Source organism: Nocardia veterana NBRC 100344 (assembly GCF_000308855.1).
Classification (GTDB): domain Bacteria; phylum Actinomycetota; class Actinomycetes; order Mycobacteriales; family Mycobacteriaceae; genus Nocardia; species Nocardia veterana.
This window is the reverse complement of sequence record NZ_BAGM01000073.1, coordinates 80,396-102,453: the sequence shown is the minus strand read 5'-3', so window position 1 is coordinate 102,453 and position 22,058 is coordinate 80,396. Positions and strand designations below refer to the sequence as shown.

At 69.3% G+C, this 22,058-nt stretch carries 23 protein-coding genes; 11 read left to right on the top strand and 12 right to left on the bottom strand.

Annotation, left to right across the window (positions count from 1 at the left end; genetic code table 11):
- Positions 1-232: 232 nt before the first annotated feature.
- Positions 233-1,351 (bottom strand): NAD(P)H-dependent flavin oxidoreductase, encoded by a 1,119-nt coding sequence (locus ON37_RS12795; protein ID WP_040719308.1) that lies wholly within the window; start codon positions 1,349-1,351, stop codon positions 233-235.
- A gap of 298 nt (positions 1,352-1,649) precedes the next feature.
- Between ON37_RS12795 and ON37_RS30965 the strand changes: the two genes are divergently transcribed.
- Positions 1,650-2,426: a GNAT family N-acetyltransferase gene (locus ON37_RS30965; protein ID WP_051031526.1), complete on the top strand. Its 777-nt coding sequence runs from the start codon at positions 1,650-1,652 to the stop codon at positions 2,424-2,426.
- Here the strand turns inward: ON37_RS30965 and ON37_RS12785 are convergent.
- The 4 genes from ON37_RS12785 to ON37_RS12770 are packed head-to-tail and all read right to left on the bottom strand — an operon-like array spanning position 2,417 to position 5,584.
- The gene (locus ON37_RS12785; RefSeq protein ID WP_040719307.1) at positions 2,417-3,112 is read right to left on the bottom strand and encodes an alpha/beta fold hydrolase; all 696 of its coding nucleotides are present in this window, start codon (positions 3,110-3,112) and stop codon (positions 2,417-2,419) included. The genes ON37_RS30965 and ON37_RS12785 overlap by 10 nt on opposite strands.
- Positions 3,113-3,149: 37 nt before the next feature.
- Positions 3,150-3,533 carry a thioesterase family protein gene (locus ON37_RS12780; protein ID WP_040719306.1) on the bottom strand — a complete coding sequence of 128 codons (384 nt, stop codon included), beginning with the start codon at positions 3,531-3,533 and terminating at the stop codon, positions 3,150-3,152.
- Positions 3,534-3,562: 29 nt separating this feature from the next.
- Complete coding sequence (locus ON37_RS12775) at positions 3,563-4,486, bottom strand: LysR family transcriptional regulator (RefSeq protein WP_040719305.1); 924 nt, start codon at positions 4,484-4,486, stop codon at positions 3,563-3,565.
- A gap of 3 nt (positions 4,487-4,489) precedes the next feature.
- Positions 4,490-5,584: an FUSC family protein gene (locus ON37_RS12770; RefSeq protein WP_245553180.1), complete on the bottom strand. Its 1,095-nt coding sequence runs from the start codon at positions 5,582-5,584 to the stop codon at positions 4,490-4,492.
- A 351-nt stretch (positions 5,585-5,935) separates the two neighbouring features.
- Here ON37_RS12770 and ON37_RS12765 point away from each other — a divergent pair, with 351 nt between their 5' ends.
- Both ON37_RS12765 and ON37_RS12760 read left to right on the top strand, forming a co-directional pair.
- On the top strand, positions 5,936-8,218 hold the full coding sequence (locus ON37_RS12765) for an FdhF/YdeP family oxidoreductase (RefSeq protein ID WP_040719304.1): 2,283 nt from the start codon (positions 5,936-5,938) through the stop codon (positions 8,216-8,218).
- Positions 8,219-8,439: 221 nt separating this feature from the next.
- Positions 8,440-8,772 carry an SRPBCC family protein gene (locus tag ON37_RS12760; RefSeq protein WP_245553179.1) on the top strand — a complete coding sequence of 111 codons (333 nt, stop codon included), beginning with the start codon at positions 8,440-8,442 and terminating at the stop codon, positions 8,770-8,772.
- Positions 8,773-8,785: 13 nt separating this feature from the next.
- Here ON37_RS12760 and ON37_RS12755 read toward each other — a convergent pair whose 3' ends face one another.
- Together ON37_RS12755 and ON37_RS12750 are read right to left on the bottom strand one after the other, a co-directional pair.
- Complete coding sequence (locus tag ON37_RS12755; RefSeq protein ID WP_040719301.1) at positions 8,786-10,120, bottom strand: aldehyde dehydrogenase family protein; 1,335 nt, start codon at positions 10,118-10,120, stop codon at positions 8,786-8,788.
- A gap of 48 nt (positions 10,121-10,168) precedes the next feature.
- Positions 10,169-11,188, bottom strand: coding sequence for a DNA topoisomerase IB (locus ON37_RS12750; RefSeq protein ID WP_040719300.1), 1,020 nt, complete (start codon positions 11,186-11,188; stop codon positions 10,169-10,171).
- A 271-nt stretch (positions 11,189-11,459) separates the two neighbouring features.
- Between ON37_RS12750 and ON37_RS33810 the strand changes: the two genes are divergently transcribed.
- The 3 genes from ON37_RS33810 (at position 11,460) to ON37_RS12740 (ending at position 12,484) form a co-directional block, all read left to right on the top strand.
- Positions 11,460-11,717, top strand: coding sequence for a sigma factor-like helix-turn-helix DNA-binding protein (locus tag ON37_RS33810; protein WP_157171446.1), 258 nt, complete (start codon positions 11,460-11,462; stop codon positions 11,715-11,717).
- A gap of 28 nt (positions 11,718-11,745) precedes the next feature.
- Positions 11,746-11,940 (top strand): hypothetical protein, encoded by a 195-nt coding sequence (locus ON37_RS30955; protein ID WP_051031524.1) that lies wholly within the window; start codon positions 11,746-11,748, stop codon positions 11,938-11,940.
- Positions 11,941-12,019: 79 nt separating this feature from the next.
- On the top strand, positions 12,020-12,484 hold the full coding sequence (locus ON37_RS12740) for a cupin domain-containing protein (protein ID WP_040719299.1): 465 nt from the start codon (positions 12,020-12,022) through the stop codon (positions 12,482-12,484).
- A gap of 33 nt (positions 12,485-12,517) precedes the next feature.
- On the opposite strand, the gene ON37_RS12735 is transcribed toward ON37_RS12740, so the two are convergent.
- Positions 12,518-12,781, bottom strand: a complete 264-nt coding sequence (locus ON37_RS12735; RefSeq protein WP_040719297.1) for a hypothetical protein — start codon at positions 12,779-12,781, stop codon at positions 12,518-12,520.
- Positions 12,782-12,843: 62 nt separating this feature from the next.
- Positions 12,844-13,740 (bottom strand): TIGR03621 family F420-dependent LLM class oxidoreductase, encoded by an 897-nt coding sequence (locus ON37_RS12730; RefSeq protein WP_245553178.1) that lies wholly within the window; start codon positions 13,738-13,740, stop codon positions 12,844-12,846.
- A 251-nt stretch (positions 13,741-13,991) separates the two neighbouring features.
- Between ON37_RS12730 and dinB the strand changes: the two genes are divergently transcribed.
- The gene (gene dinB / locus ON37_RS12725; RefSeq protein ID WP_245553177.1) at positions 13,992-15,227 is read left to right on the top strand and encodes a DNA polymerase IV; all 1,236 of its coding nucleotides are present in this window, start codon (positions 13,992-13,994) and stop codon (positions 15,225-15,227) included.
- A 20-nt stretch (positions 15,228-15,247) separates the two neighbouring features.
- On the opposite strand, the gene ON37_RS12720 is transcribed toward dinB, so the two are convergent.
- Both ON37_RS12720 and ON37_RS12715 read right to left on the bottom strand, forming a co-directional pair.
- Positions 15,248-15,667, bottom strand: a complete 420-nt coding sequence (locus ON37_RS12720; RefSeq protein ID WP_040719296.1) for an NUDIX hydrolase — start codon at positions 15,665-15,667, stop codon at positions 15,248-15,250.
- A 9-nt stretch (positions 15,668-15,676) separates the two neighbouring features.
- Positions 15,677-16,495, bottom strand: coding sequence for an AraC family transcriptional regulator (locus ON37_RS12715; RefSeq protein WP_051031522.1), 819 nt, complete (start codon positions 16,493-16,495; stop codon positions 15,677-15,679).
- A gap of 54 nt (positions 16,496-16,549) precedes the next feature.
- Here ON37_RS12715 and ON37_RS12710 point away from each other — a divergent pair, with 54 nt between their 5' ends.
- Together ON37_RS12710 and ON37_RS12705 are read left to right on the top strand one after the other, a co-directional pair.
- Positions 16,550-17,542 (top strand): zinc-binding dehydrogenase, encoded by a 993-nt coding sequence (locus ON37_RS12710; protein ID WP_040719413.1) that lies wholly within the window; start codon positions 16,550-16,552, stop codon positions 17,540-17,542.
- A 65-nt stretch (positions 17,543-17,607) separates the two neighbouring features.
- Complete coding sequence (locus ON37_RS12705; protein ID WP_245553176.1) at positions 17,608-18,582, top strand: patatin-like phospholipase family protein; 975 nt, start codon at positions 17,608-17,610, stop codon at positions 18,580-18,582.
- Positions 18,583-18,596: 14 nt separating this feature from the next.
- Here the strand turns inward: ON37_RS12705 and ON37_RS12700 are convergent, their stop codons facing one another.
- Positions 18,597-19,703, bottom strand: a complete 1,107-nt coding sequence (locus ON37_RS12700; RefSeq protein WP_040719295.1) for a DNA glycosylase AlkZ-like family protein — start codon at positions 19,701-19,703, stop codon at positions 18,597-18,599.
- A gap of 118 nt (positions 19,704-19,821) precedes the next feature.
- Between ON37_RS12700 and ON37_RS12695 the strand changes: the two genes are divergently transcribed.
- Positions 19,822-20,532 (top strand): YoaK family protein, encoded by a 711-nt coding sequence (locus ON37_RS12695; protein WP_051031521.1) that lies wholly within the window; start codon positions 19,822-19,824, stop codon positions 20,530-20,532.
- A 120-nt stretch (positions 20,533-20,652) separates the two neighbouring features.
- Positions 20,653-22,020 (top strand): DUF2254 domain-containing protein, encoded by a 1,368-nt coding sequence (locus tag ON37_RS12690; protein WP_083892943.1) that lies wholly within the window; start codon positions 20,653-20,655, stop codon positions 22,018-22,020.
- Positions 22,021-22,058 lie beyond the last annotated feature (38 nt).

Here is a 22,058-nt window from a genome sequence, read left to right as displayed (position 1 = left end):
ATGTCGGGACCGAAATTCGGTATCACCGGGCACAATCCGAGCAAATATCCGGACCGCGGGGAACTGATCTGCTTGCCGGCCGCATCGGGGCCGTTCACCATATGTACTTCTCATCGCCGATACAGGGTGTCAACCGGCACCGGCAAACCGCAAGTGCACCAGCGGATCCGATTCGGTCCGGCGCGGCGGAATTCGCCCGGCAGGGCGGTACCACCCTGCCGGACAGCGGTTCTCAGCTGTTCAGTTTGTTCAGCCGCTCGCAGGACTCGAGGTACTCCTCCATCAGTCGCTGCATGACATCGGCGGTGCGTTCGACCTTGTTCATCATGCCGACCACCTGGCCGACCGGGTTGAAGTTGACGTCCTTGGCGGCCTCCGGATAACGGTGACCCCGCTTGACACCGTCGAGGGCGACCATCATCTGCAGCGGCATCCCCAGCGGGTCCGGAGTGTCCGGCCGCTCCCAGGCCTCGGTCCAGTCGTTGCGCAGCATGCGCGCCGGCTTGCCGGTCCACGCGCGCGAACGCACGGTGTCGTGGCTGGTGGCGTCGAGATAGCTCTGCATCTGCGCGGGCGGCACATTGGCCTCCTCGACGGTCAACCAGATCGACCCCGTCCACGCGCCGGCGGCGCCCATCGCCATCGCCGCCGCGATCTGGCGGCCGTTGCCGATACCGCCCGCCGCGAGCACCGGCAGATCGCCGACCGCGTCGATCACCTGCGGCCACAGGACCAGCGACGAGATCTCGCCGCAATGGCCGCCGCCCTCGGTGCCCTGACACACCACGAAGTCCAGACCGGCTCGCTTGTGGTTGAGCGCGTGCTTGACCGATCCGCACAGCGCGCCGATCAGCCGGCCCGAATCCTGAACCTGCTTGATGATGTCGTCGGGCGGAGTGCCGAGCGCGTTGGCGACCAGCTTCGCCTTCGGGTGCCGCAGGATCACCTCGACCTGCGGGGCCGCCGTCGTCGCCGTCCAGCCCAGCAGCTGCTCGTGGTGTTCACCCTCCGGCAGCTTCGGAACGCCGTGGTCGGCGAGGATCTTCTCGGCGAAATCGCGGTGGCCCTGCGGAACCAGTTTGGCCAGTTCGGCTTCCAGCTCCGCCGGGCTCAATCCCTCGATGCCCTTGCCCTCGTACTTCGAGGGGATGACGAGGTCGACTCCGTAGACGCCGTGCACGTGATCGTCGAGCCAGGCCAGCTCGACCTCCAGCTCTTCGGCGGTGAAACCGACCGCGCCCAGCACGCCGAGCCCGCCGGCGTTGCTCACCGCGGCGGCGACGTCGCGGCAATGGGTGAAAGCGAAGATGGGGACATCGATGCCCAGTCGTTCGCAGATCTCGGTATGCATGGCGGGGTGACTCCTCTGGTCTTCCGGCGCTCGTACGTCGCCACAACACTAGAACACGTTTCATATCCAGACTAGTGTCTGATTGCTCGGGTATCGAGATTCGGCGCGAAAATACCTCTGGATAGGGTGAGATGGCGGAACGACGGGAAGGCCTTCGGGCCGCGCGGCGCCCAGGCGGTGAAGGCAACATGTTCTAATTAAGCGTCCGGTGCGGGGTCTGGACAGCGCCCGTCTCCCACCCGAGCGGCGGCACTCACGGATACCCGCCCCCGCGGTGCCCGGCCCAGGATCTGATCGAATGGCCGGTGTGCACCCCGAGGACACGATCGTGACGCGGCAGCCGAACCACCGCCGGCGGTGCCACGCGGCCGTAACCACCTACATCGCAACGCACTTGGCGCGAGCACACCGGTACGGCCCCGGCCCGTCGTCGAGCTGGTTCCGGACCGGTGCGCCGAGCGAGGAACTCAACGGTGTGCTCCGGCTGAACCGCGCGGACGCCACCGAGGCTGAGCGGCTCCGGCAGCTCTTCGGCGACGTGCCCGCATGCTGGCACGTCTGGCGAGACATCGATCCCCCGGAGATCCCGCGGCTCCTTCGGCACCAGGGCCTGGAACCGTTCGAAATCGAGCCGCTGATGGAGTTCGGCGGACCCGGCCGGGCCGTGGACGCAGAACGCGGACACCCGGGCCGCATCGAGGAGGTGGCCGACGACACCGGCCTCGCCGAGTGGGCGGCGGTGTGGTCGGGCGCGCAGAATTTCGCCGCCCTCGTGCCCGGACTTCGCGAGGGTATGGACCGAGCATCCACCCGCTACCTGCTCTGGCGTGAAGACGGCGAGGCGCTCGGCTGCGCGGCGGTGGTGATCTGCTCCGCGGGTGCATCCCTCGAACACATCGTGACCCGCGCCGACCATCGCGGCCGGGGCATCGGCACCGCCCTCACCCGCCATGCTCTCCGGCTGGCACTCGCGGCCGGCGCTCGGCGTGTCGTTCTGACCGCCTCCGCGGACGGCGAAGGGATCTATCGACGCCTCGGCTTCGACACCGTCGGGTATGTGGAGCGCTACGCGTGATCGGAGGCGGGCATCGCGGCGTAGGCGGCCAGCCGGTCGGCCACCTGCCCGGGGCGGCTCAATGCCACCATGTGGCCGCCGTCGATCTCGTCGGGCACGAGGCCGAGTCGTTCGTCGACCACTCCCCGCATGAACGCGGCGGGCAGGAATCGGTCGTGGCGGCAGAGCAGGAAGTTCGTCGGTGTTCGCGGCCATGCCAGCAGCGGCCAGGGCTCGGTGTACGGAGTGGACGATTGCCGGCGGTCGTGTGCGCGGGCCTGCGCCGCCAGCTCGGGCGCGACGTCGTGGAAGAACAGCGCATCCTCGTCGTCGGGTGGGCGGCCGTCGGCTTCGTCCTGCCGCCGGCGGGCCCGGTCGTACCCCGTGGCGGCCCACCATTCGGCCGCACTCTCGCCCGGCCGGGGAACCATCGCCGACAACAGCACCAGCCGGCGGATCGGGGCCCGTCCGCAGACCAGCGGGGCGGTGAACCCGCCGAACGAGTGGGCGACCACCACGGTACGGGCGGGATCGTCGACGACCGCGGTCACGACGTCGGCGTAAGCGGACAATCCGGCCGCATCGTCGTCACAGGGCAGTTCCGGGGTGGCTACCAGGTGCCCGCGGGAACGAAGGTCATCGGCGAGCAGATGCCAGTACCAGGCATCGGTGCCCGCCCCGGAGACGAATACGAATGCGGTCCTCATGCCCGGACCGTTCCATCGAACGCCGCCAACACGTCGGTCACCCCGCCCCGGCCCGGGAGAGAAAGGCCGTGCGCTCGACCACCGCGCGACGAACGGTACCGTCGGCGACCAGCAGGTCCCCGTCGTGGACGACGACCCGGAAGGTGAGTCGGTCGCCCTCGACGTCGACGAGCCGGGCGGCGACGGTGAGTGTGGCGCCGGGCAGGCTCGGCCGGCGGTGCCGCACCGAGACCTCGATTCCCACACTCGTCCGCGCCGACGCCAGCCGATCACGCACCGCGAGCACCGTCGCGTGTTCGGCGAGCGCCACGATGCGCGGTGTCGCGAGGACCTCCACATCGCCGCTGCCCAGCGCGACCGCGGTATCGGCGGCGGTGACCTCGGTGCTGAATTCGGCCGACAGGCCCGGCTGCAGCTTCACGACCCTTACCGTAGCGCCGCGCTCACGGCTCACGGCGCGGCGGCGAAGCCGCGGCGCACCGTGTCGTCGAGTCCCGCCGTGGCGACCGTGCGCACCAGAGCCCGGGCCAGGACCGAACCCGGCTCGCCGGCCGCGGTGACCAGTGCGATCCGGGCCGTGACCGGCGGATCCGTCAGCGGGAGCACGCGCACGCCCGCCGGGGTGCCCAGCGTGCGCAACCACGGCTCCGGCACGACGCACGCCCAGCGACCGGTCCCGGCGTGCGCCAGCAGGGCGACCACGGAATCGGTTTCCAGACGGGGATTCGCGACCAGGCCGCGAGTGGCCAGCGCGTCGTCGATCAGCGTGCGCCCACGCATTCCCTTGTGCAGCAAGCACAGCGGCATCTCCAACGCCTCCGCCCAGCCGATGCCGTCGCTGCGGCCGGCGAGCAGATCGGCGCCCGCGACGAGGACATGGCGCTCGTCGTAAAGCGGCGCGACGTCGAGGCCCTCGACATCGATCCCCTGTGCGTAGACGATCCCGGCGTCCAGCTCGAACCGGTGCAATCGGTCCACGATCTGCTGGGACCGCAGGCTCGTCTCGAGCTGTACGCGCACCAGCGGATGGGCGGTACAGAACGGATCGGTGAGCAGGGCGACGGTTCCGGACGCGGCTGGAATCACGCCGAGCCGCACGACGCCGGACAGACCGGTCTGCAGCGCGGTGACCTCCTGCTCGAGCGCGTCGCGGTCGGCGAGGATCCGGCGCGCCCAACGCACCAGCCGCTCCCCTTCCGGTGTCAGGCCCTCGAACGCCCGCCCCCGCCGCACGAGCGGCACCCCGAGTTCGTGTTCGAGTTTGCGGATCGCCTCCGACAGCGCCGGTTGCGAGACGTAACACGCCTGTGCGGCCCGCGCGAAATGCCGTTCGCGCGCGAGGGCGACGAAGTATTCGAGCTGACGGAACAGCATGCGCTATTCGACCACGAGCCCGGGCGCGGGCGAGCGGACATCGGCCGTCGCGTCCGCCGAGCACGCGGTGCGTCCCGGCATCGACTGCGATTCTGCATCGACTGCCGCCGGGTCGCGGATCAGCAAGGCGACTGCGACACCGACCGAGACGCCGAGCACGGTGTCGATCGCGCGATCGCGCAGCATGGCGACCGGATCGGTCGGCGCCGCCAGTTCGGTCATCGCCATGATCAGCGGAGTGAAGAAGCCGAGAGCCACCGCGTAGTGCCGGGCCATGAAGAGTTCCGTCGGATACAGCAGCGCGATGATGGCCAGTGCGGGCACCGCCGGATCCAACGCCGGCAGCAGCAGCGGCGCGGTCAACGCCAGACCGGCGCAGGTGCCCACCACCCGATGCACGCCGCGGCGAACCTGCCCCCGCGCCGTGGCCGCCACCAGCGGGACCGCCGCACCGGCCATCGCCCAATTCGCGTGTCCGATCCCGAGAAACAGCCCCGAGCCCCCGGCGATCGCGATCGCCACCACGTAGCGCACCGCCTGCACCGCCGCGCCCCGCCCGCGCCGCCCCGACGTCGGCACGCCAGGGGCGGGGTGCCGAATCGCGTCGCAATAGCCGACGACCACGCACCCGCCTGCGGTGGCGGCACACACGGCCAGCGAGACGAGCGGATCGGCGACACTGTCGGCCACCATGGCGATGGCGCCGAAGGCGAAGATGCCGAAGAACGGTCCCTCCGGACGCAGCCCGAGCCGATCCGTGATCGGTGCGGCCACCCCGGCGAACGCCGCTACCGCCACGACCAGCAGCCACGCCGGCGCCTGCAGGTACGCCAGCAGAATTCCCGCGCCGGTGCCGGTGATCAGCACGGCCGCCGCCTCGAGCTGGTGGGTCAGTCGTTGCCGCGCGGATTCCGCGAATCCGTACATCCCGGTGAACGAACCGAATACGGCGTAGATCAGCAGATCGGTCCGGCCGAGCGCGATCAGCGACAGCCCCGGAATCGCGAGTCCGACGAAGACCCGGGCGGCCGGCAGATGATCGAGTCCGGCCAGGCCGCGCCGGACGAGTGAGCGCACTCGGATGTCACTGATCCGCACAGATACCTCCGAGATTCGCGTCGGGGACTCGATCCACTACTGCCCTCTCCGCGACGGTGCCCAGGGGCGCAGTCCACCGTGCCCGGCCTGCGGGTCGTCCGTCAACGTGGGCGAATCCACCGCCCGGTGGCTGCTTCCCGGCTCACCTGCGGTGATAAACCACGCCTATGGAACGGTCGGAAGTCGGTCTTGGACGCGCCGCGCCCGGCCCCCGCACAGTGGATAGGCCGAGTGCGGCCGTTGTGGTCCGCAGCTGCACCAGCCAGAATCGGTCACAGCACAGCAGTACGCGTCTCGCCGTTCTCGACCCGCGCCACCGTCAGGTTCCGCCAACCGTCGAAGGGATCAGCAATGGTCGATCGTGTGCGTCCGGAGCGAGCGAAGCAGCCCGAATTCCATCCCTACCGTCACCCGGCCGCCGGGTGGGGCGCGGCCGAGAGCGTCACCCGTTTCCTGTTGCGTGCGGGCGAGCCGATCGCGGGACCGCACGCGATCATGAAGATGAATCACGAGAACGGCGGTTTCGACTGTCCCGGCTGCGCATGGCCCGACGACCGCAAGGGCCTACACCTCGACATCTGCGAGAACGGCATCAAACACGTCGCGTGGGAGATGACGCACAAGCGGGTGGGGCGCGAATTCTTCGCCGCGCATACCGTCACCGAATTGGCGCAGTGGAGCGAATTCGACCTCGAGGACCAGGGCCGGCTGACCGAGCCGATGACCTACGATCCCGATACCGACCGATATGTTCCGATCAGCTGGCCCGACGCCTTCGAACTCGTCGGCGGCGCCCTGCGCGACCTCGATGATCCGAATGCCGCCGCCTTCTACACCTCCGGCCGGCTCGGTAACGAAGCCACCTTCCTGTATCAGCTGATGGCGCGCGAGCTGGGGACCAACAATCTGCCCGACTGCTCGAACATGTGCCACGAGGCCAGCGGCCGCGCGCTGCAGGCGGCGCTGGGCACCGGTAAGGGCACGGTCGACCTGGTCGACTGGGAGAACACGGACGCGCTGTTCATCTTCGGGGTCAACGCCGCCTCCAACGCGCCCCGGATGCTCACCGCGCTGGTCGAAGCGTCCAAGCGCGGCGCGCAGATCGTGCACGTCAACCCGCTCATCGAGGCTGCCGCGCGGCGCGCGATCATTCCGCACGACTTCGCGCAGATGGCGACCTTCCGGGCCACCCCGACCAGCACGCTGAACCTGCAGCCGCACATCGGCGGAGATATGGCCCTGGTCCGCGGTATCGCGAAAGCCGTTCTGGCGGAAGCGGCCTCGAATCCCAAGGCGTTGGACGCGGAATTCATCGACCGGTACACATCCGGATTCGAGGACTATCGCGCGGTCTGTGAACGCACCGCGTGGGCGGAAATAGAGCGGCAATCCGGGGTGCCGGAGTCCGAGATCCGCAAGGCCGCCCGGATCTACTGCGATGCCGACCGCAGCATCATCAGCTGGTGCCTGGGCGTGACTCAGCACGAGCACGGCGTCGACACCGTCCGCGAAATCGTGAATCTGCTTCTGCTGCGCGGCAATCTGGGTCGTGAGGGCGCCGGCCCGTCGCCGGTGCGTGGGCACAGCAACGTCCAGGGCAACCGAACCTGCGGGATCGACCATCGCCCGGCCGACGCTTTCCTGGATCGCCTGGCCGCGGTGTGCGGAATAGACCCGCCGCGGGCGCACGGCCTGGACACCGTCGGCACGATCGAGGCCATGCATCAGGGGCGGGTGCGGGTCTTCGTCGGCATGGGCGGCAATTTCGCGCTCGCCGCCCCCGATTCCGCCTACACCTTCGAAGCATTGCGCCGGTGCGAGCTGACCGTCCACGTCAGCACCAAACTCAACCGCAGCCATCTGGTGCACGGCCGGCGCGCCCTGATCCTGCCCTGCCTGGGCCGAACCGAACGCGACGAACAGCGCGGCGGTCTGCAGGAGACCTCGGTCGAGGATTCGATGAGCATGGTGCATCTGTCGCGCGGCATGAAGAAGCCCGCCTCACCGCAGCTGCTGTCCGAGCCCGCGATCATCGCCGGAATCGCGCGGGCGGCCCTGCCGAACAGCGCGACCCCCTGGGAGTACTACGTCGACGATTACGACCGGATTCGTGACACGATGGCTCGAGTACTGGACGGTTTCGAGGATTTCAACCGCCGGGTCCGCTTGCCGCTGGGTTTCCGAATCCGCCAGCCTGCACGGGAATTGGTCTTCCACACCCCCACCGGGCGGGCGGAATTCTCCGCCGCCGCACTTCCGAGCGTCGCGACCGAACCGGGAACGCTGACCCTGGCGACGATGCGATCGCACGATCAGTGGAACACCACGATCTACTCCGACAACGACCGCTACCGTGGGGTGCGCAATCTGCGCACCCTCGTCTTCATGAACGCCGACGACATGCGCGAGCGGGGGCTGTCGCAGTTCGACGAGGTCGACATCACCAGCGTCGCCCGCGACGGCAGCACCCGCTCGGTGCACAACTACAAGGTCGTGCCCTACGACATCCCGCGCGGATGTGCGGCCGGATATATGCCGGAGCTGAATGTCCTGTGCGCGATCGGCGATTACAGCACCCAGAGCGATCAGCCGATCATGAAGAATCTGACGGTGACCGTCCGCCGCTCCGGTTGAGGTTTCCGGCGCGCGAAAAATTGCCGCCTCGTGCGGGTTCGGCCGCAGGACCGGCGCGGCGTGGAATGCTCGGACCATGAACGGGTTCGGTCACGGAGGGCGCCGGTGAACTTCGAGTCGGAATTGGATCCCGCCGCGGTCGAGATCGGCAATTTCTCCCGCAGCCGCCGGCGCTGGTGTGGCGGGCGTTGGTGGAGCCGGACCTGGTCGAGCGGTGGCTGATGCGGTCGATCGGGCTGGTCCCGGCGGTCGGAACGCATTTCCTGTTCGTGGTGCCCACCGAACCGGCCGCGGAGATCGCCTGCGAGGTGCTGGCGGCGCAGCCGCCGCGACGGCTCACCCACAGCTGGGTCGATCTGCGGTCGACGTTCCCGGCGCGCTGGATGGTCGACTGGGTGCTCGAGGGTCAGGGACGCGGAACCCGAGTGTTGTTGACCCAAACGGGTTTCGACATCGACGACCGCCGGCAGCGGATGGCCCGCAACGCGATGGAGCGGGGATGGCGAGGTACGCTGGCGCGCCTGGCCCAAGTGCTCGACGAGCTGGACCGGTGAGCGCCACCGGCGATCACCGGCGCGGCGGTGCCGCCTCCAGGTGCACCACTTTCGTGGTGGTCATCTCGTCGAGGAGTTCGGGGCCGTACCCGTAGCCGGTGCCCGATCTGCCGCGCGGCTGTGCCGCGCCGCCGGGTGCACCGCCGAAGACCGAATTCACCTTGACGGTGCCTACGGGCAGCGCCCGCCAAGCCTGTTGGGCATGCTCCATCGACCCGGTCAGCACGGTCGCGGCCAAACCGTATTCGTCATCGCACGCCTCGGCCAGTCCGGTCGCGAAATCGGAGACCACGCGAACCGGCGCGACCGGGCCGAACGTCTCCTCGCGCAGCACCCGCATTCCCGGCAGGCAGTCGGTGAGCACCGTGGCGGGATAGGTCGAGCCCGGCCCCTCCGGCACGACGCCGCCCACGAGTGCCTTCGCGCCGCGTTCGACGGCTTCGCTCACCTGGGCGTGAACGGTGTCGCGCAGGCGCGGATCCACCAGCGGTTGCGGGTCGAGGTTCCATCGCCGCGCCTGATCGCACAGCGCGGGGACGAATCGTTCGGCGATATCGCGATGGACGTAGATCCGCTCCACCGACACGCAGATCTGTCCGGCGTTGGCGAAGGCACCGGTCGCGGCCTGTTCGGCGGCCCAGACCGGGTCCACATCGGCGTCGATCAGCAGCGGATCGTTGCCGCCGTTCTCCAGCAAGACCTTCGCGCCGGTGCGTGCCGCCGCGGCCGCGATCGCACGCCCGGTGGCGGTGGCGCCGACATGCGCGATCACGTCGATGCCGGGAGCCTCGGCGAGTGCGGCCCCTACCCGGCCGTCGCCCGCCACGGTCTGCACCACGGCCTCCGGAAAGCGATCGCCGAACAACTCGCCGAGCCGGGCGCCGGTGCGCGGGGATCGTTCACTGGGCTTGTGCACCACGGTGTTTCCGGTCACCAGCGCGGCGCCGAGCAATCCGCAGGCGATCGCCACGGGATCGTTCCAGGGGGTCAGTGCGACAACCACGCCCCGCGGCTGCGGGATCATGAAATCCGTTGCCTCCCAGGATCCTTGTAGCGTGCGGCCGCGATGAACCGGGCCGAGTTCGGCGTATTGGTCGAGGGTGCCCGCGCCGGCCAGCACCCCCTCGCGTCCGGAGATCGCCGGTCGCCCGGTCTCGGCTTCCAATGTTTCGGCCAGTTCGTCGGCATGTTCGCGTAGGGCGGCGGCCACATCGTGCAGAACCGCCGCGCGGCCGGCCGCGGGTGTGCGCGCCCAGTCCGGCTGTGCGGCGCGGGCATTGTGCAGGACGGCGACCAGATCGGCGTCACCGGTCACCGCGGTGCGGGTCGCGTTGTCGATGTCGGTCATGAGCTCGGGATACCCCAGCCCTTCCCGGCAAACATGGCTCGCGTCCGGTCAACCGGCCCGCGCGGCGGCGCGGAGCAGCCGCAGGACGGCACGCTCCACGATCGCCTGCTGCTCGTCGTCGGTTCGGGCCCGCCTGGCACGGCGCAGCGCCGGCTCGATGGTGTCCCCCCGTTCCCAGGCCCGGATCACCCGTGGGTCGACGTAGGAATTGCGCGCCACCGTCGGGGTATTGCCGAGCGCGTCGGCGACCTCGGTCATGACCTGGCGGATCGCGCTGGTGCGGCGGCGCTGGGAAGCCGGCCGCTCGGTCGCGGCCAAACCGGCCGCTGCCAGGACGGTCGCCTGCCAGGTGCGGAAATCCTTGGCGCTGTGCTCTTCTCCGACGAGCTCCTTGAAGCGTGCGTTGATCTCAGTGGAGTGCAGGTCGCACAGCCGTCGGCCCTCGCGATAGACCAGCAGATGCCCACTCGGCGCTCGGTTGCGCCGCAGTGCCCGCACCGCGCGGGCGAGGTCCGGGTCGGCGATGCGCACCCGTCTGCGAAGTCCACCCTTGGCGACGTAGTCGAACAGCATCTCGTCACCGGAGACTCGGACCTGTTCGCGCAGCAGCGTCGCGACTCCGCGGGTTCCGTTCTCCTCCGCGTACTCCTCGCCGCCGATCCGGAAGACGCCGCGGTCGAGCAGGGCGAACGCCACCGCCTCGACCCGGCGCCGGTCCAGACCGGAGCGCTGCAGATCCGCGCCCACCCGGGTCCGCAGATCCGGCAGCCGCGCGGCGAATTCCAGCATCCGGTCGAATTTCTCCTCGTCGCGTTCCCGGCGCCACTGCTCGTGATAGAGATATTGGCGTCGGCCCGCCGCATCCACGCCGACCGCCTGAATATGTCCGTTGGCGTGCGGGCAGATCCACACCTTGCGCCACGCCGGCGGCACCGCCAACTTCTCGATGCGCTCGGTGACTTCGGCGTCGGTGACCGGGCTGCCGTCGTCGTCGACGTAGGAGAAGCCGCGGCCCCGCCGAATTCGGCGCAGTCCGCACCCGTAGGGTGTGCTCCGCCGCAATCGCATCGACCGGCTCCTTTCTCGCCGTCGCGTGATACCCGGTGAAGCCGTGCTCATGCACGGGCACGCCGGGGCGTCGACACCCACGAGGTGCGTTCTGCATGCGGTGCGCGAATCATCCTGCTGGACAAGGCTTCCGGGTACTTTTCCCGGCGCTTCGCCGACCTCCGGTGACAGCGGAAGCCAACCGCGGCGCGACCGCACCCGATCTCGGCGCGACCCCACCACGGCGACACAGGTCGCGCTGACGTCTCTCGTGCCGGCCGATTCGGTGTCGATGGGGATGCTCGTCGTGCTGGAAACTCTGAGCCCGACCGAGCGCGCGGTCTTCGTCCTCCGCGAGGTGTTCGGTTTCGACTACGACGACACAGCCGCGGCCACCGAACGGTTCCTGGCCGCGGCGTCCACCGGGGATATGGCGGGCTTGGTGTCGCTGCTCGCCTCGGACATCGCGTGGACCACCGACAGCGGCGGAAAGGTGAGGCACTGCGCGACCTCGTCATGGTCGGCGCCGAGCGGGTGGGCCCGATCCTGATGGCCGTCTTCGCGTATGCGCGCCCACAGTGCGGATCGACTCGGTGAACTGCGACGGCCAGCCGGCGCTCGCCTGCTATCTCGGCGACGCCTTGGAAGCGGTGCTCGTCTTCGATATCGCCGAGGACCGGATCGTCAACGGCTACGGCATCCGCAATCCCGACAGACTGGCCGGCCTGCGCATTCCGCGCACGATCAGTCGCACCGCCATGACGGGACAGTGACCGGCAGTGCGGGCGAAATAAATCGGACCACGGTCCGGTTGCAGGTTTCGCTCTGTCGATTCGTCACCGAAGGACTTCCATGACAACGCCTTTCATCGTTCACGAACACGACGTCGAAGCGGTGCCGCTGCCCGGCGGAGGTGCGTTCTGGCTGCTGGAGGACGCAGTGCACGCGGACGGGCTGTTCGGAGCGAACCGGCTGCTGCTACCGGCGGGTGTGGACGGCACCCGACCGCATCACCACACCCGCTCGACGGAGATCTTCTACATCCTCGGCGGCACGATGGAATTTCTCGTCGACGGTGCTCGCCGGGCGGTCGGCAAGGGTGGGCTCGTCGTCGTCCCGCCGGGTGCCGTGCACGCGTTCGGTGCGACCTCGGACGGACCCGCCGAGTTCTTCGCCCTCCTCACCCCCGGCCTCCCCCGGTTCGACTACTTCCGGCAGCTCGGCCGCATCGCCCGCGGCGAAGCCGGGTGGGACAGCATGGACGGCCTGCACGACACCTACGACGTCCACTTCGACGGCGAGCCCGGCTGGCGTTGACGGCCGACCGGCCGGTTCCGGCGCGCTCGGGGGTCAGGACTCGGTGTCCTTGCGGAGCTCGTCCGGCGGCTTGTTCTCGGTGATCTGCTCGTCGACGGCGTCGGCGAAGGCGGTACCGGCGACCATGCCGTCGGTACCGGGAACGACGACGCTCGGTCGCGCACCGGGCTCGTAGATTTCCTCCAACTCGTCGGCTGCCTTCGCGGCCCGCTCCCGAGTCTGCCGATCAGGCTCGGGAGCGACGGCCTCGGCCGGCTTCGCGGTCGAATTCGATGTGTCCGATCTGTTCTCCGTCATACTCGCGAGATGCCCGCCCGGGCGGCTCTTACACGATCGAGCAGTATTCCGGCCCCGAGCATTCACCGAAGCTCTTCGATCACCTTCGCCAGTGCTGTCATCTGCGCCTCGGCGACCGAGAAATGGGTGACGGAGTATTCGTCACGGTAACGACGGAGGGTGTCGGCGATGCCGCGCGCCGACCCGTGGAGGAACCCGGGCAGGTGGCGCAGCTGCGCATCGGAGAGGTCGGGCTGGAACATGCGGGGCAGTGTCAGATCGACCTCGCCGTGCCCTTCGACCTCTACCGCCTGCACCGTCAGCCCCAGTTCGAGATCGGCAAAACGTGTTCCGGCAGCGTCACGGACGAATCGGGAGCGGCGACCGAGCGCGGCGTCGCCGGTCTCGTCGGAGTCGATGTCGGCACCGACGGGTATCCCGGCCAGCGATATCGTGTCGGCGTGTGCGGCGGCCACCCGCAGGAGGCGGTCGCCGCCACCGGCCACCAGTAGCGGAATGTGGTGATGCACCGGCGGTTGGTGATCGCCCGCGAACAGCGCCTTGATGTCGACGATCAGATCACGCAGGTGCTCGATGCGCTGCCGCCCGCTCGGGAACGGCAGCCCCAGGGCCTCGAACTCGGGTTTCGCGAAATCCGGTCCGGCGCCGAGCCCGAATTCGAACCGCCCATCCGTCAATTGCGTCACGCTCGCGACCTCGCGGGCCAGCCAAGCGGACCGGTAGAAGGCCCCGTCCAGCACCATGGTGCCGACGCGCACACGATTCGTCGCCTCCGCCATCGTGACCAGCGCGGGGAACGGCGAAATCATGCCCAGATGGTCGGGCACCGTGATCACGTCGTAGCCCAGGTCTTCGGCCTGTTGCGCCTTCTTCCGCCACTCGGCACGCGACTCGGCGCCACCGAGCCCGACAGAGAACCGAAACGGCCGCGGCCCCATATTGTTTCGATCTGCTTTCACCCCGTCGACGGTACCCACACCGCTTGCATCGATCTTGCATGTACCTTGCCCGCGTGACCGTCGGACCGGTGACACCGCCCTCTCGTAGGCGCTGTCGGACCCCCGGGCGTCACCGATCGCGGGCGAAACCGCATCGACGCGCAGTCGCGAATATTCCACGAAAGCGCTGAGTGATCGGCATGAGCAAGCACTGGAACACCACCACCCGACCGCGAAACGCGAGGACCTTCGGGAGTAGTAGTATCGAACGCGTGTTCGATTCCGATCGTGGTGATTTGACCGCGGTTGCGGAGCCCGGGGCGCGCCGCGCCGCGATTCTGCATGCGGACCTGGATTCGTTCTATGCCTCGGTGGAACAGCGCGATGCGCCGCAGCTGCGTGGGAAACCGGTGATCGTCGGCGGTGGCGTCGTGCTGGCGGCAAGTTACGAGGCGAAGGCCTACGGCATACGCACCCCGATGAACGCGCGGCAGGCGTTGCGGCTGTGCCCGCATGCGATCGTGGTGCCGCCGCGCATGTCGGCCTATGCCCGAGCCAGCCGGGCGGTCTTCGAGATCTTCCGCGACACCACACCGGAAGTCGAGGGGATCTCGATCGACGAGGCGTTCCTGGATGTGTCCGGGCTGCATCGCATTTCGGGCACACCGCTCGAGATCGCGGCCGGGCTGCGGGCGCGGGTACGGGCCGAGGTCGGCCTGCCCATCTCGGTGGGGGTGGCGCGGTCGAAATTTCTCGCGAAGGTGGCGAGCGCGGTGTCCAAACCCGACGGCCTGCTGCTCGTGCCGCCGGAGGCGGAGCTGGACTTTCTCCATCCGCTTCCCGTGGAACGGCTCTGGGGCGTCGGCGACGTCACGTCCCGCACCTTGCGCGACCACGGCATCACCCGGATCGGACAGCTGGCCGAAACCGATCCACTCGAATTGTGCGGGCTGCTCGGCCGCGCGGCGGGTCGGCATCTGCACGCGCTGGCGTGGGCACGCGATCCACGCCGCGTCGACACCGGGCGTCGCCGCCGCTCGATCGGCGCGCAGCGTGCGCTCGGAAACCGCCCACGCACCAACGCCGAGATCGAGGCCTATCTGCACGGTCTGGCCGACCGGCTGGGGCATCGGCTGCGCGCGGCGCACCGTATCTGCCGAACGGTGGTGCTGCGATTACGATTCGGAGATTTCAGCCGGGCCACCCGATCGCACACGCTGCCCACGGCCACCGACGACGGCGAGACGATTCTGCGGGCGGCGCTCACCCTGCTCGCGGCGGCGCGACCGCTGATCGCCGAACGCGGTCTCACCCTCATCGGCCTCGCCCTGACCAATCTGCAGAACACCGACCCTCGGCAATTGATGTTGCCGTTGGATACGCGGGCGGAGACGAGTTTGGATGCGACTCTCGACGCCCTGCGCGATCGCTTCGGCGCCGGAACCGTCACCCGCGCGGCGCTGCTGGGCCGCGGTGAAGGTCTCTCGGTTCCGCTGCTGCCGGATTGATCCGCGCCCGCACCGGACGCTCAGCCGGCCGGCAGCAGGCCGCGCGCCACCAGATCGTCGAACAACAGCTGATCGACCGGCGGCACCGCGTCCCGGTCGGTGTAGCGGAACCAGGCGATCTCGGCGATCTCGCTGCTCGGCACGAGCGATCCGGTGTAGTCGGCGGTGTAGCAGCTCATTCGCACGGATGTGGCCGCGTCGCCGGGCAATTCGGCCTCGTAGGTCCCCACGTGCGCCACGGAATCGGGAATCAGCGCGACCGTGAGCTCCTCGGCGATCTCGCGGATCAAGGTCTGGCGATCGGTTTCGGCCCCTTCGCGTTTTCCGCCGGGAATATAGAACTCGTCCTTGCCGCTGGGCCGAGCGCACAGGATCCGCCCGTCCTCGATCAGCACCCATGCGACGGTATCGATGAGGCGACGCGACGATCCTATCCGCATCGGCGCAGCCTACCGGGTCGCCCGCGCGCCACCGCGGGACGGTCGGCCGGTCCGCAGATCGCGGCGGTAGCGACCGGGCGAGGTGCCGACGATGTCGGTGAACGCGGCGATGAAGCCACTCGGATTCGCCCAGCCGCAGGCATGTGCGACATATCCGGTGTCGTGGTCGTCGGCGAGCAGGACCAGCGCGTGGTGAATGCGCACCTGAGTTCGCCACTCGTAGAAGGTCATTCCGAATTCGGCGCGCAGCAGCCGGCTCAGGGTGCGGGAACTGGCGCCGACGCTGCGGCCGAGCTCGGCCAGGGCCGTGGTAGTGCCGGGTTCGTCGTAGAGCCTGCGGGCCAGGGCACGAAGGCGGTCGTCACGCGGCTCCGGAAGATGCAGCGGCTGCTCACGGGCAATCCGCAGTTCGTCGACGAGAACCCGGTACAGACGCGTCCGGGCCCAACGATCGCGGGACGGGCCGTCGTGGTCGCGCGCATCGGTCAGCGTGAGCAGGACTTCGCGCGCCAGTGCAGAGACAGCGAATACCGCAGGGTGCGGCGGAACCAGTCGTGCCACGGCGGCCGGGAGGAAGACGATCCGCATATCGGTCGCGCCGTGCGCACGGTGGAAGTGCACACACCCGGCCGGCGTCCACGCCACCCGGTTGGCCGGCACCACCGAAATCCCCTGGTCCGAATGGACCGACAGTACGCCCCGCGCCGCGTACACCAGATGGCCGCGGGCATGCGAATGCGCCGAACTCGTTCCGCCGGAGGGCCACAGATGCGCCCCGCCCGAGGGCCACATTCGGGATTCCGGCCGAACTTGGCGGCTGATGGGCATAGCGTGGCATTCTATCGGTGGTCGGCCATCCCCGGTCCGGACGACAGTGGTCGTATGCGGAAGACGACGATGCGCGCGGCGGTCTGTGTGCGGCCAGGCGGGCCGGAAGTACTGGAAATTCGCGAGGTGCCGGTGCCGCCGGTGCGCGCCGGCTGGAGCCTGGTCCGGGTGCGGGGCGCCGGGCTGAACCGATCCGAATTGCGGACCAGGCAGGGATATTCGCCGACGGTGCGTTTCCCGCGCGTACTCGGGATCGAGTGCGTGGGCACGGTCGAGATATCCACGGATGCGGCATTACCCGAAGGCAGCACCGTAGCGGCGGTCATGGGTGAGATGGGCCGGCAGTTCGACGGCGGCTACGCCGAGTACGCCGTGCTTCCGAACGCGTTGCTGATGCCGATCTCGACCACGCTCGCGTGGGATGTGCTGGCCGCCCTGCCGGAGACCCACCTGACCGCGCAGGGAGCACTGGACGCGGCCGGGGTCGGCCCGGACCACAAGGGGCGGTTGCTGATTCGCGGCGGCACCTCATCGGTGGGTGTGGCGGCCGCGGCGATCGCGGCCGGCTACGGCGTCGAACTCGCCGCCACCACCCGACAAGAGGCCAAGGCCGCGGCCCTGACCGCGGCCGGTGTGCACCACATTCTCCTCGACGACGGGGAAACCGTGCCCGCGCAGCTGCGGGCGATCTGGCCGGACGGACCCGATTACATCCTGGACCTCGTCGGGGCGCGGACCGCCGCCGAATCGTTGCGGCTGGTCCGCCGGGGCGGAACGGTCTGCATCGCGGGGTCCCTGAGTGGTTGGCTGATTTCGGATTTCGAACCGATCGCCATGATCCCCACCGGAACCCGCCTCACCGCCTTCCACAGCGACACCGTCGCCGGCCGCACGAGTGCCCCGGCACTGCAGCGGATCGTGGACGAGGTCGAGGCGGGTGTGCACCGACCCGTTGTCGACCGTGTCTTCCGGTTGGACGACGTCGCCGCCGCACACCGATTCATGGAGGCCGATCGCGCGGCGGGCAAGCTCGTTCTGGTGCCGTAGCGGGCGTCCGGCCGCCTCGTGCTAGACAGGATCGATCACGGAGGCGGAAGGTGTGGTGTGGTGTGGTGCCGGACGGTACAGAGGCGCCCGGGCGCCCGGCGGAGTTGATCGCTCGGCGCATGCGTCACGGCGGGGCGGCGGGTGCGCACGGCGACGGGGCGCGGCTGGCGCTGGTGATCGAGGGCGGTTCGGCACGTGGTGCGTACTCGCACGGGATGGTGATGGGCCTCGAGGAGCTCGGCGTCCTACGGTGTTTCGACGCCGTGTACGGGGCCTCGGCAGGCGCGCTGAACGGAGCCTGGCTGCTGTGCGGCCGCGCGGTGCGGGCCAGGCGGGCCTGGCATTCGGATGTGGTGCGGCGGGTGATCTCGCCGGCGCGGGCACTGCGCGGCGGATCGGTCGTCGACACCCGTTATCTGGTGCATACCGTCTACGAACGGGTCGTACCGATGGACTTTCCGGCGATTCTGGCCAATCCGGTGACGTTCCACCCGATCGGCACCGATATCGCCGACGGAAGCCCGGTCGACCTGCACCCGCATATCACCGATGTCGCGTCGCTGCAGCGTGCCCTGCGGGCCAGCACCTGTATGCCCGTCCTGGCGGGACGACCCGTTGCGCTCGGTGGGCGACGTTTTGTCGATGCGGGGCTGTCGGAATCGGTCCCCGTCCGGACCGCCCGCGCTCAGGGCGCGACCCATCTCGTCGTGCTGCGCACTCGTCGCGCGGACGAAAAGCCCAGCACCCCTTCGGAATTCGAACGCCGCGTGGTGGCCCGGGCGCTCGGTGGATACGGTCCGCGGCTGGCCGAGAGCTGGGGGGCGCGGGCGGCGCAGTTCGTCCTCGACGAGCAGCGGATGGTGGCCGATCCGTCGATCCTGCAGATCCGGCCACCGCTCGACGCCCCGGCCGTCGGCCGCGTCGCGCGCGACGCGACGGTGCTGCTGCGCGCCCTCGATCTGGGCCGCGCCGCGACCCGCACCGCCTTGAGCGAGGTCGTCGCGCCGGTGGACCGGTCGGGCCGAGATACGGCGGTGTGATCCGCCTGCTGCGGTCAGGCGAGTTCGAGTACGGTACGGCCGGTGGCCCGGGCGAGTTCGGCGGTCTCGGCCGCCAGGAGGTCCCGATCGGGAACGGGGCATTCGTCGAACATGTCGATCCGGAGGGTGTCGTCGACGATCTCCCAGCTTCCGGCGATCCGTCCGCCGACCAGCACCAGCGGTGAGATCCAACCGGCCGTGCGGCTCACCCGCGCCCGGTGCGCCGCGGGAAGCAGCGCGGTGTCCCCGGTTCCCGGACCGAGCACGTATTGATCGAACGGGCCGAGCAGGCGTACGGAGTCGGTCGGGTCGGTCGCGGCGAGGTCGGCGGCGTCCGCGGTTCGGATCCACGCGCGCCGCCCTTCCACATCGACCTCGGTGAGCTCCGCGCCGAGATCGGAGAACCATTGCCGGACAGTGCTTTTGCGGAACGCGCCGCGGATCAGCCAGGTGTTGAACGCCTCCGGCGTGGCGGGTCCGTAGGCGCCGAGATAGGCCTGGATCAACTGCCCCGCGCCAACGTCGGCGTCCGGTAGGCCCGGCCAGTTCGTCACGACGTCCGCCGGGGCGGCGAAGGTCACGGTGTTGCCGCGGGCCGGACCGTGACAGAGCACGCCCTGCCAGGCGAGCGGTTTCAGCAGCGCGCCCCACCCCGACCGCAACTGCTCCCCCATCCGCTCGAACCGGGCGTCGGCGGACAGGTGCGTCACCAGTTCGGCGCGCGTGAGCACGGCGCCGTCGAGGGCCTCGCCCACCGCGTCGGACAGGGCTTTCACCTCGGTCGCATCAGCGCCGAAGGTGCGTTGCCAACTCGGCTTCTCCCAGGTCCGCGCGGCGGCCAGCAGGGACAGCGCGGCGGCGGCAAGATCCGGCGGCAGCGCGTGCAGGGTGCCGCGCATGGCCCAGGTCTTCATCAGGTCGCCGGTCTCGAGAGCCCGCACCACCGCACCCGGCGGTTCGGTGCGCTGCCGGAGTGCCACCGCGGTCTCCGCGGCCGATGTCACCTGAGCCTGCACGCCCGCCAACCGGCGAGCCACCGATACGGCACCGTCGCCGTCGCGCCGCTCGACGAAACCGCGCCGCAGCCGCCAAGCGAACACCTGGTCCCAACCGACCTCCACCGCACCTCCCGCGTCCGACCGAATTCGCCCACCCTACGTGCGGCCACCGACACCTCACCCGTGGAAGCGCCCGATACAGCGGGACCGAGCCGAGCCGCCGGATTGCTAGCCTTTTGCCGTGACTGCGAACTCCGATGACGCCCGTGAGCCGTTCTGGAATCTGGAGACGCGGTTGGCCTCGGTGCTGCTGATCCTGGCCGGATTCGTCGGCGCCGCGGCCTACACCCATTCCGAGGGCTACTTCGTCACGTTCATGACCGGCAACACCGAACGCGCCGCAATCGGTGGTTTTCTCGGCGATTACACCCTCGCGGCCGGTGCCTTCGGTTTGATCGTCTGCTTTCTCGCGGGCGTTCTGGTGGCCTCGATCTGTCGCCGGCACTGGTGGCGCAATCATCCGCACGGCGCCACCATGTTGGCCACCGCCGCCCTCACCGCGGCGGCCGTTCTCGACACCATCCTCTACCGCCGCGAATCGGACCTCGGGCTGATCCCGATCCTGCTGGTCGCCTTCGCAATGGGTTCGCTGAACACCTCGTTCGTCAAGAACGGCGAGGTGTCGATCCCCGTCACCTACGTCACCGGCACGCTGGTCAAGTTCGCCCAGGGCGTCGAGCGGCATCTCGCCGGTGGCACGCACCGGGAATGGCTCGGTTATGCGGTGCAGTGGCTGTCGTTCAGTCTGGGCGCCCTCGTCGGTGGTCTGGTCGGCCTGGTGGTGGACGGGGGCGACATGCTCTACACCGCCGTCATCGCCTCGGCCATCGTCGCCGCCTACACCTGGCGCGCCGACCTCGGCTGGGTGCAGCGGCACACGCCGACCGAATAGCCGAACCGGCCTGCCCGGGTCGCCGAGGGCAACCTCGGGCGCCGCAGCGCAACCGCGATGCGGTCGGCTGGGGTCGAGGTAGGTTCATCACAGGTCGGTGAGAGCGCAAGGAGGTCCATCGTGCACGGGATCTCACTCGAAGCGGACCGGTGGCGGGAACGCCTGCGGACGAATCTGTGGTTCGTGCCGACCCTGGAAGTCCTCGCGGCGGTGGCGTTGTTCGCCGTGACCTTCACCCTCGATCGCGCGGCCTATCACAATGGAACATCGCTGCCGACCTGGGTGCTGGGCGGCACCCCCGATGCGGCGCGGCAGGTCCTGACCGCGATCGCCGCCGCCATCATCACGGTGGTCGGCGTGGTCTTCTCGATCACGATCCTCGCGTTGACCCTGGCCTCCACCCAGTTCGGCCCGCGCATGCTGCGCAACTTCATTCGCGACCGGGGCACCCAGTTGACGCTCGGCACCTTCGTCGCCACCTTTGTCTACGCGATCGCCGCCCTGGTTTCGGTCGGTGAGAATTTCGTCCCCCACATCAGCGCGACGGCGTCGATCGGTTCGCTGGTGATCGATCTGGCGGTCCTCATCTACTTCATCAACCACATCGGCGGCCAGATCCAGCTGCCCAATGTGGTCGCCGATATCGCGCGCGAGGTGCGCATCGCCGTCGCGGCCAACGCCGATACCACCGCGGCGGTGGCCGAGCGCGGGCCGTCCGCGGGCGAGCTGTGGGATCTGCTCGCCCGGTCGGGCGGTGAGGTCCGCACCTCCAGCAGCGGATATCTGCAGTACATCCGCTACGAGCGGCTGGTCCGGCTCGCCGCCGAAGCGGATGCGGTCATCCATTTGCCTTATCGCCCTGGCCATTTCGTCACCGAAGGGCAGGTGGTCGCCTACGTCTGGCCGGCGCAGGCGGCGCGCCGCATCGAGAAGCAGTTCTCCCGCGGCCATGTCACCGGATCGATGCGCACCCTGGTGCAGGACGTCTCCTTCGGTGTCGACCAGATCGTCGAGATCGCCCTGCGCGCACTCGCCTCGGCGACCAACGACACCTTCACGGTCCTGACGTGTATCGATTGGCTCGGCGACTGCCTGGCCCGGATCGCGGTGACGTGGGATCCGAATCCGGTGCGCCGCGACCGGACCGGCCATATTCGCGTGCTGGCCGCCCAGGTCAGTTACGAGCGCCTGGTCCAGCGCGCCTTCGAGAAGATCCGCCAGGCCGGCGCCGGGCAACCGGCCGTGATGATCCGCCAACTCGACGCGCTGGGACAGATCGCCGACCGCGTCACCGATGCCCGGCGGCTCCAGGTGGTGCTGGAACAGGCGACGATGATCGAGCACGCGGTACCCCGAATTCCGGAGGAAGCCGACCGCGCCGATGTGCTGCGCCGCTCCCGCGCCCTGCACGAGCAGATCGCCACCGAGCGAAAAGCCCTCGGCGGCCGGCCGACACCGACCGCACCCGCACCAGAGTCGGGCGACTAGGCCGCGGTCAGCGCCACCTGGCCCCGATGGTCGCCGAG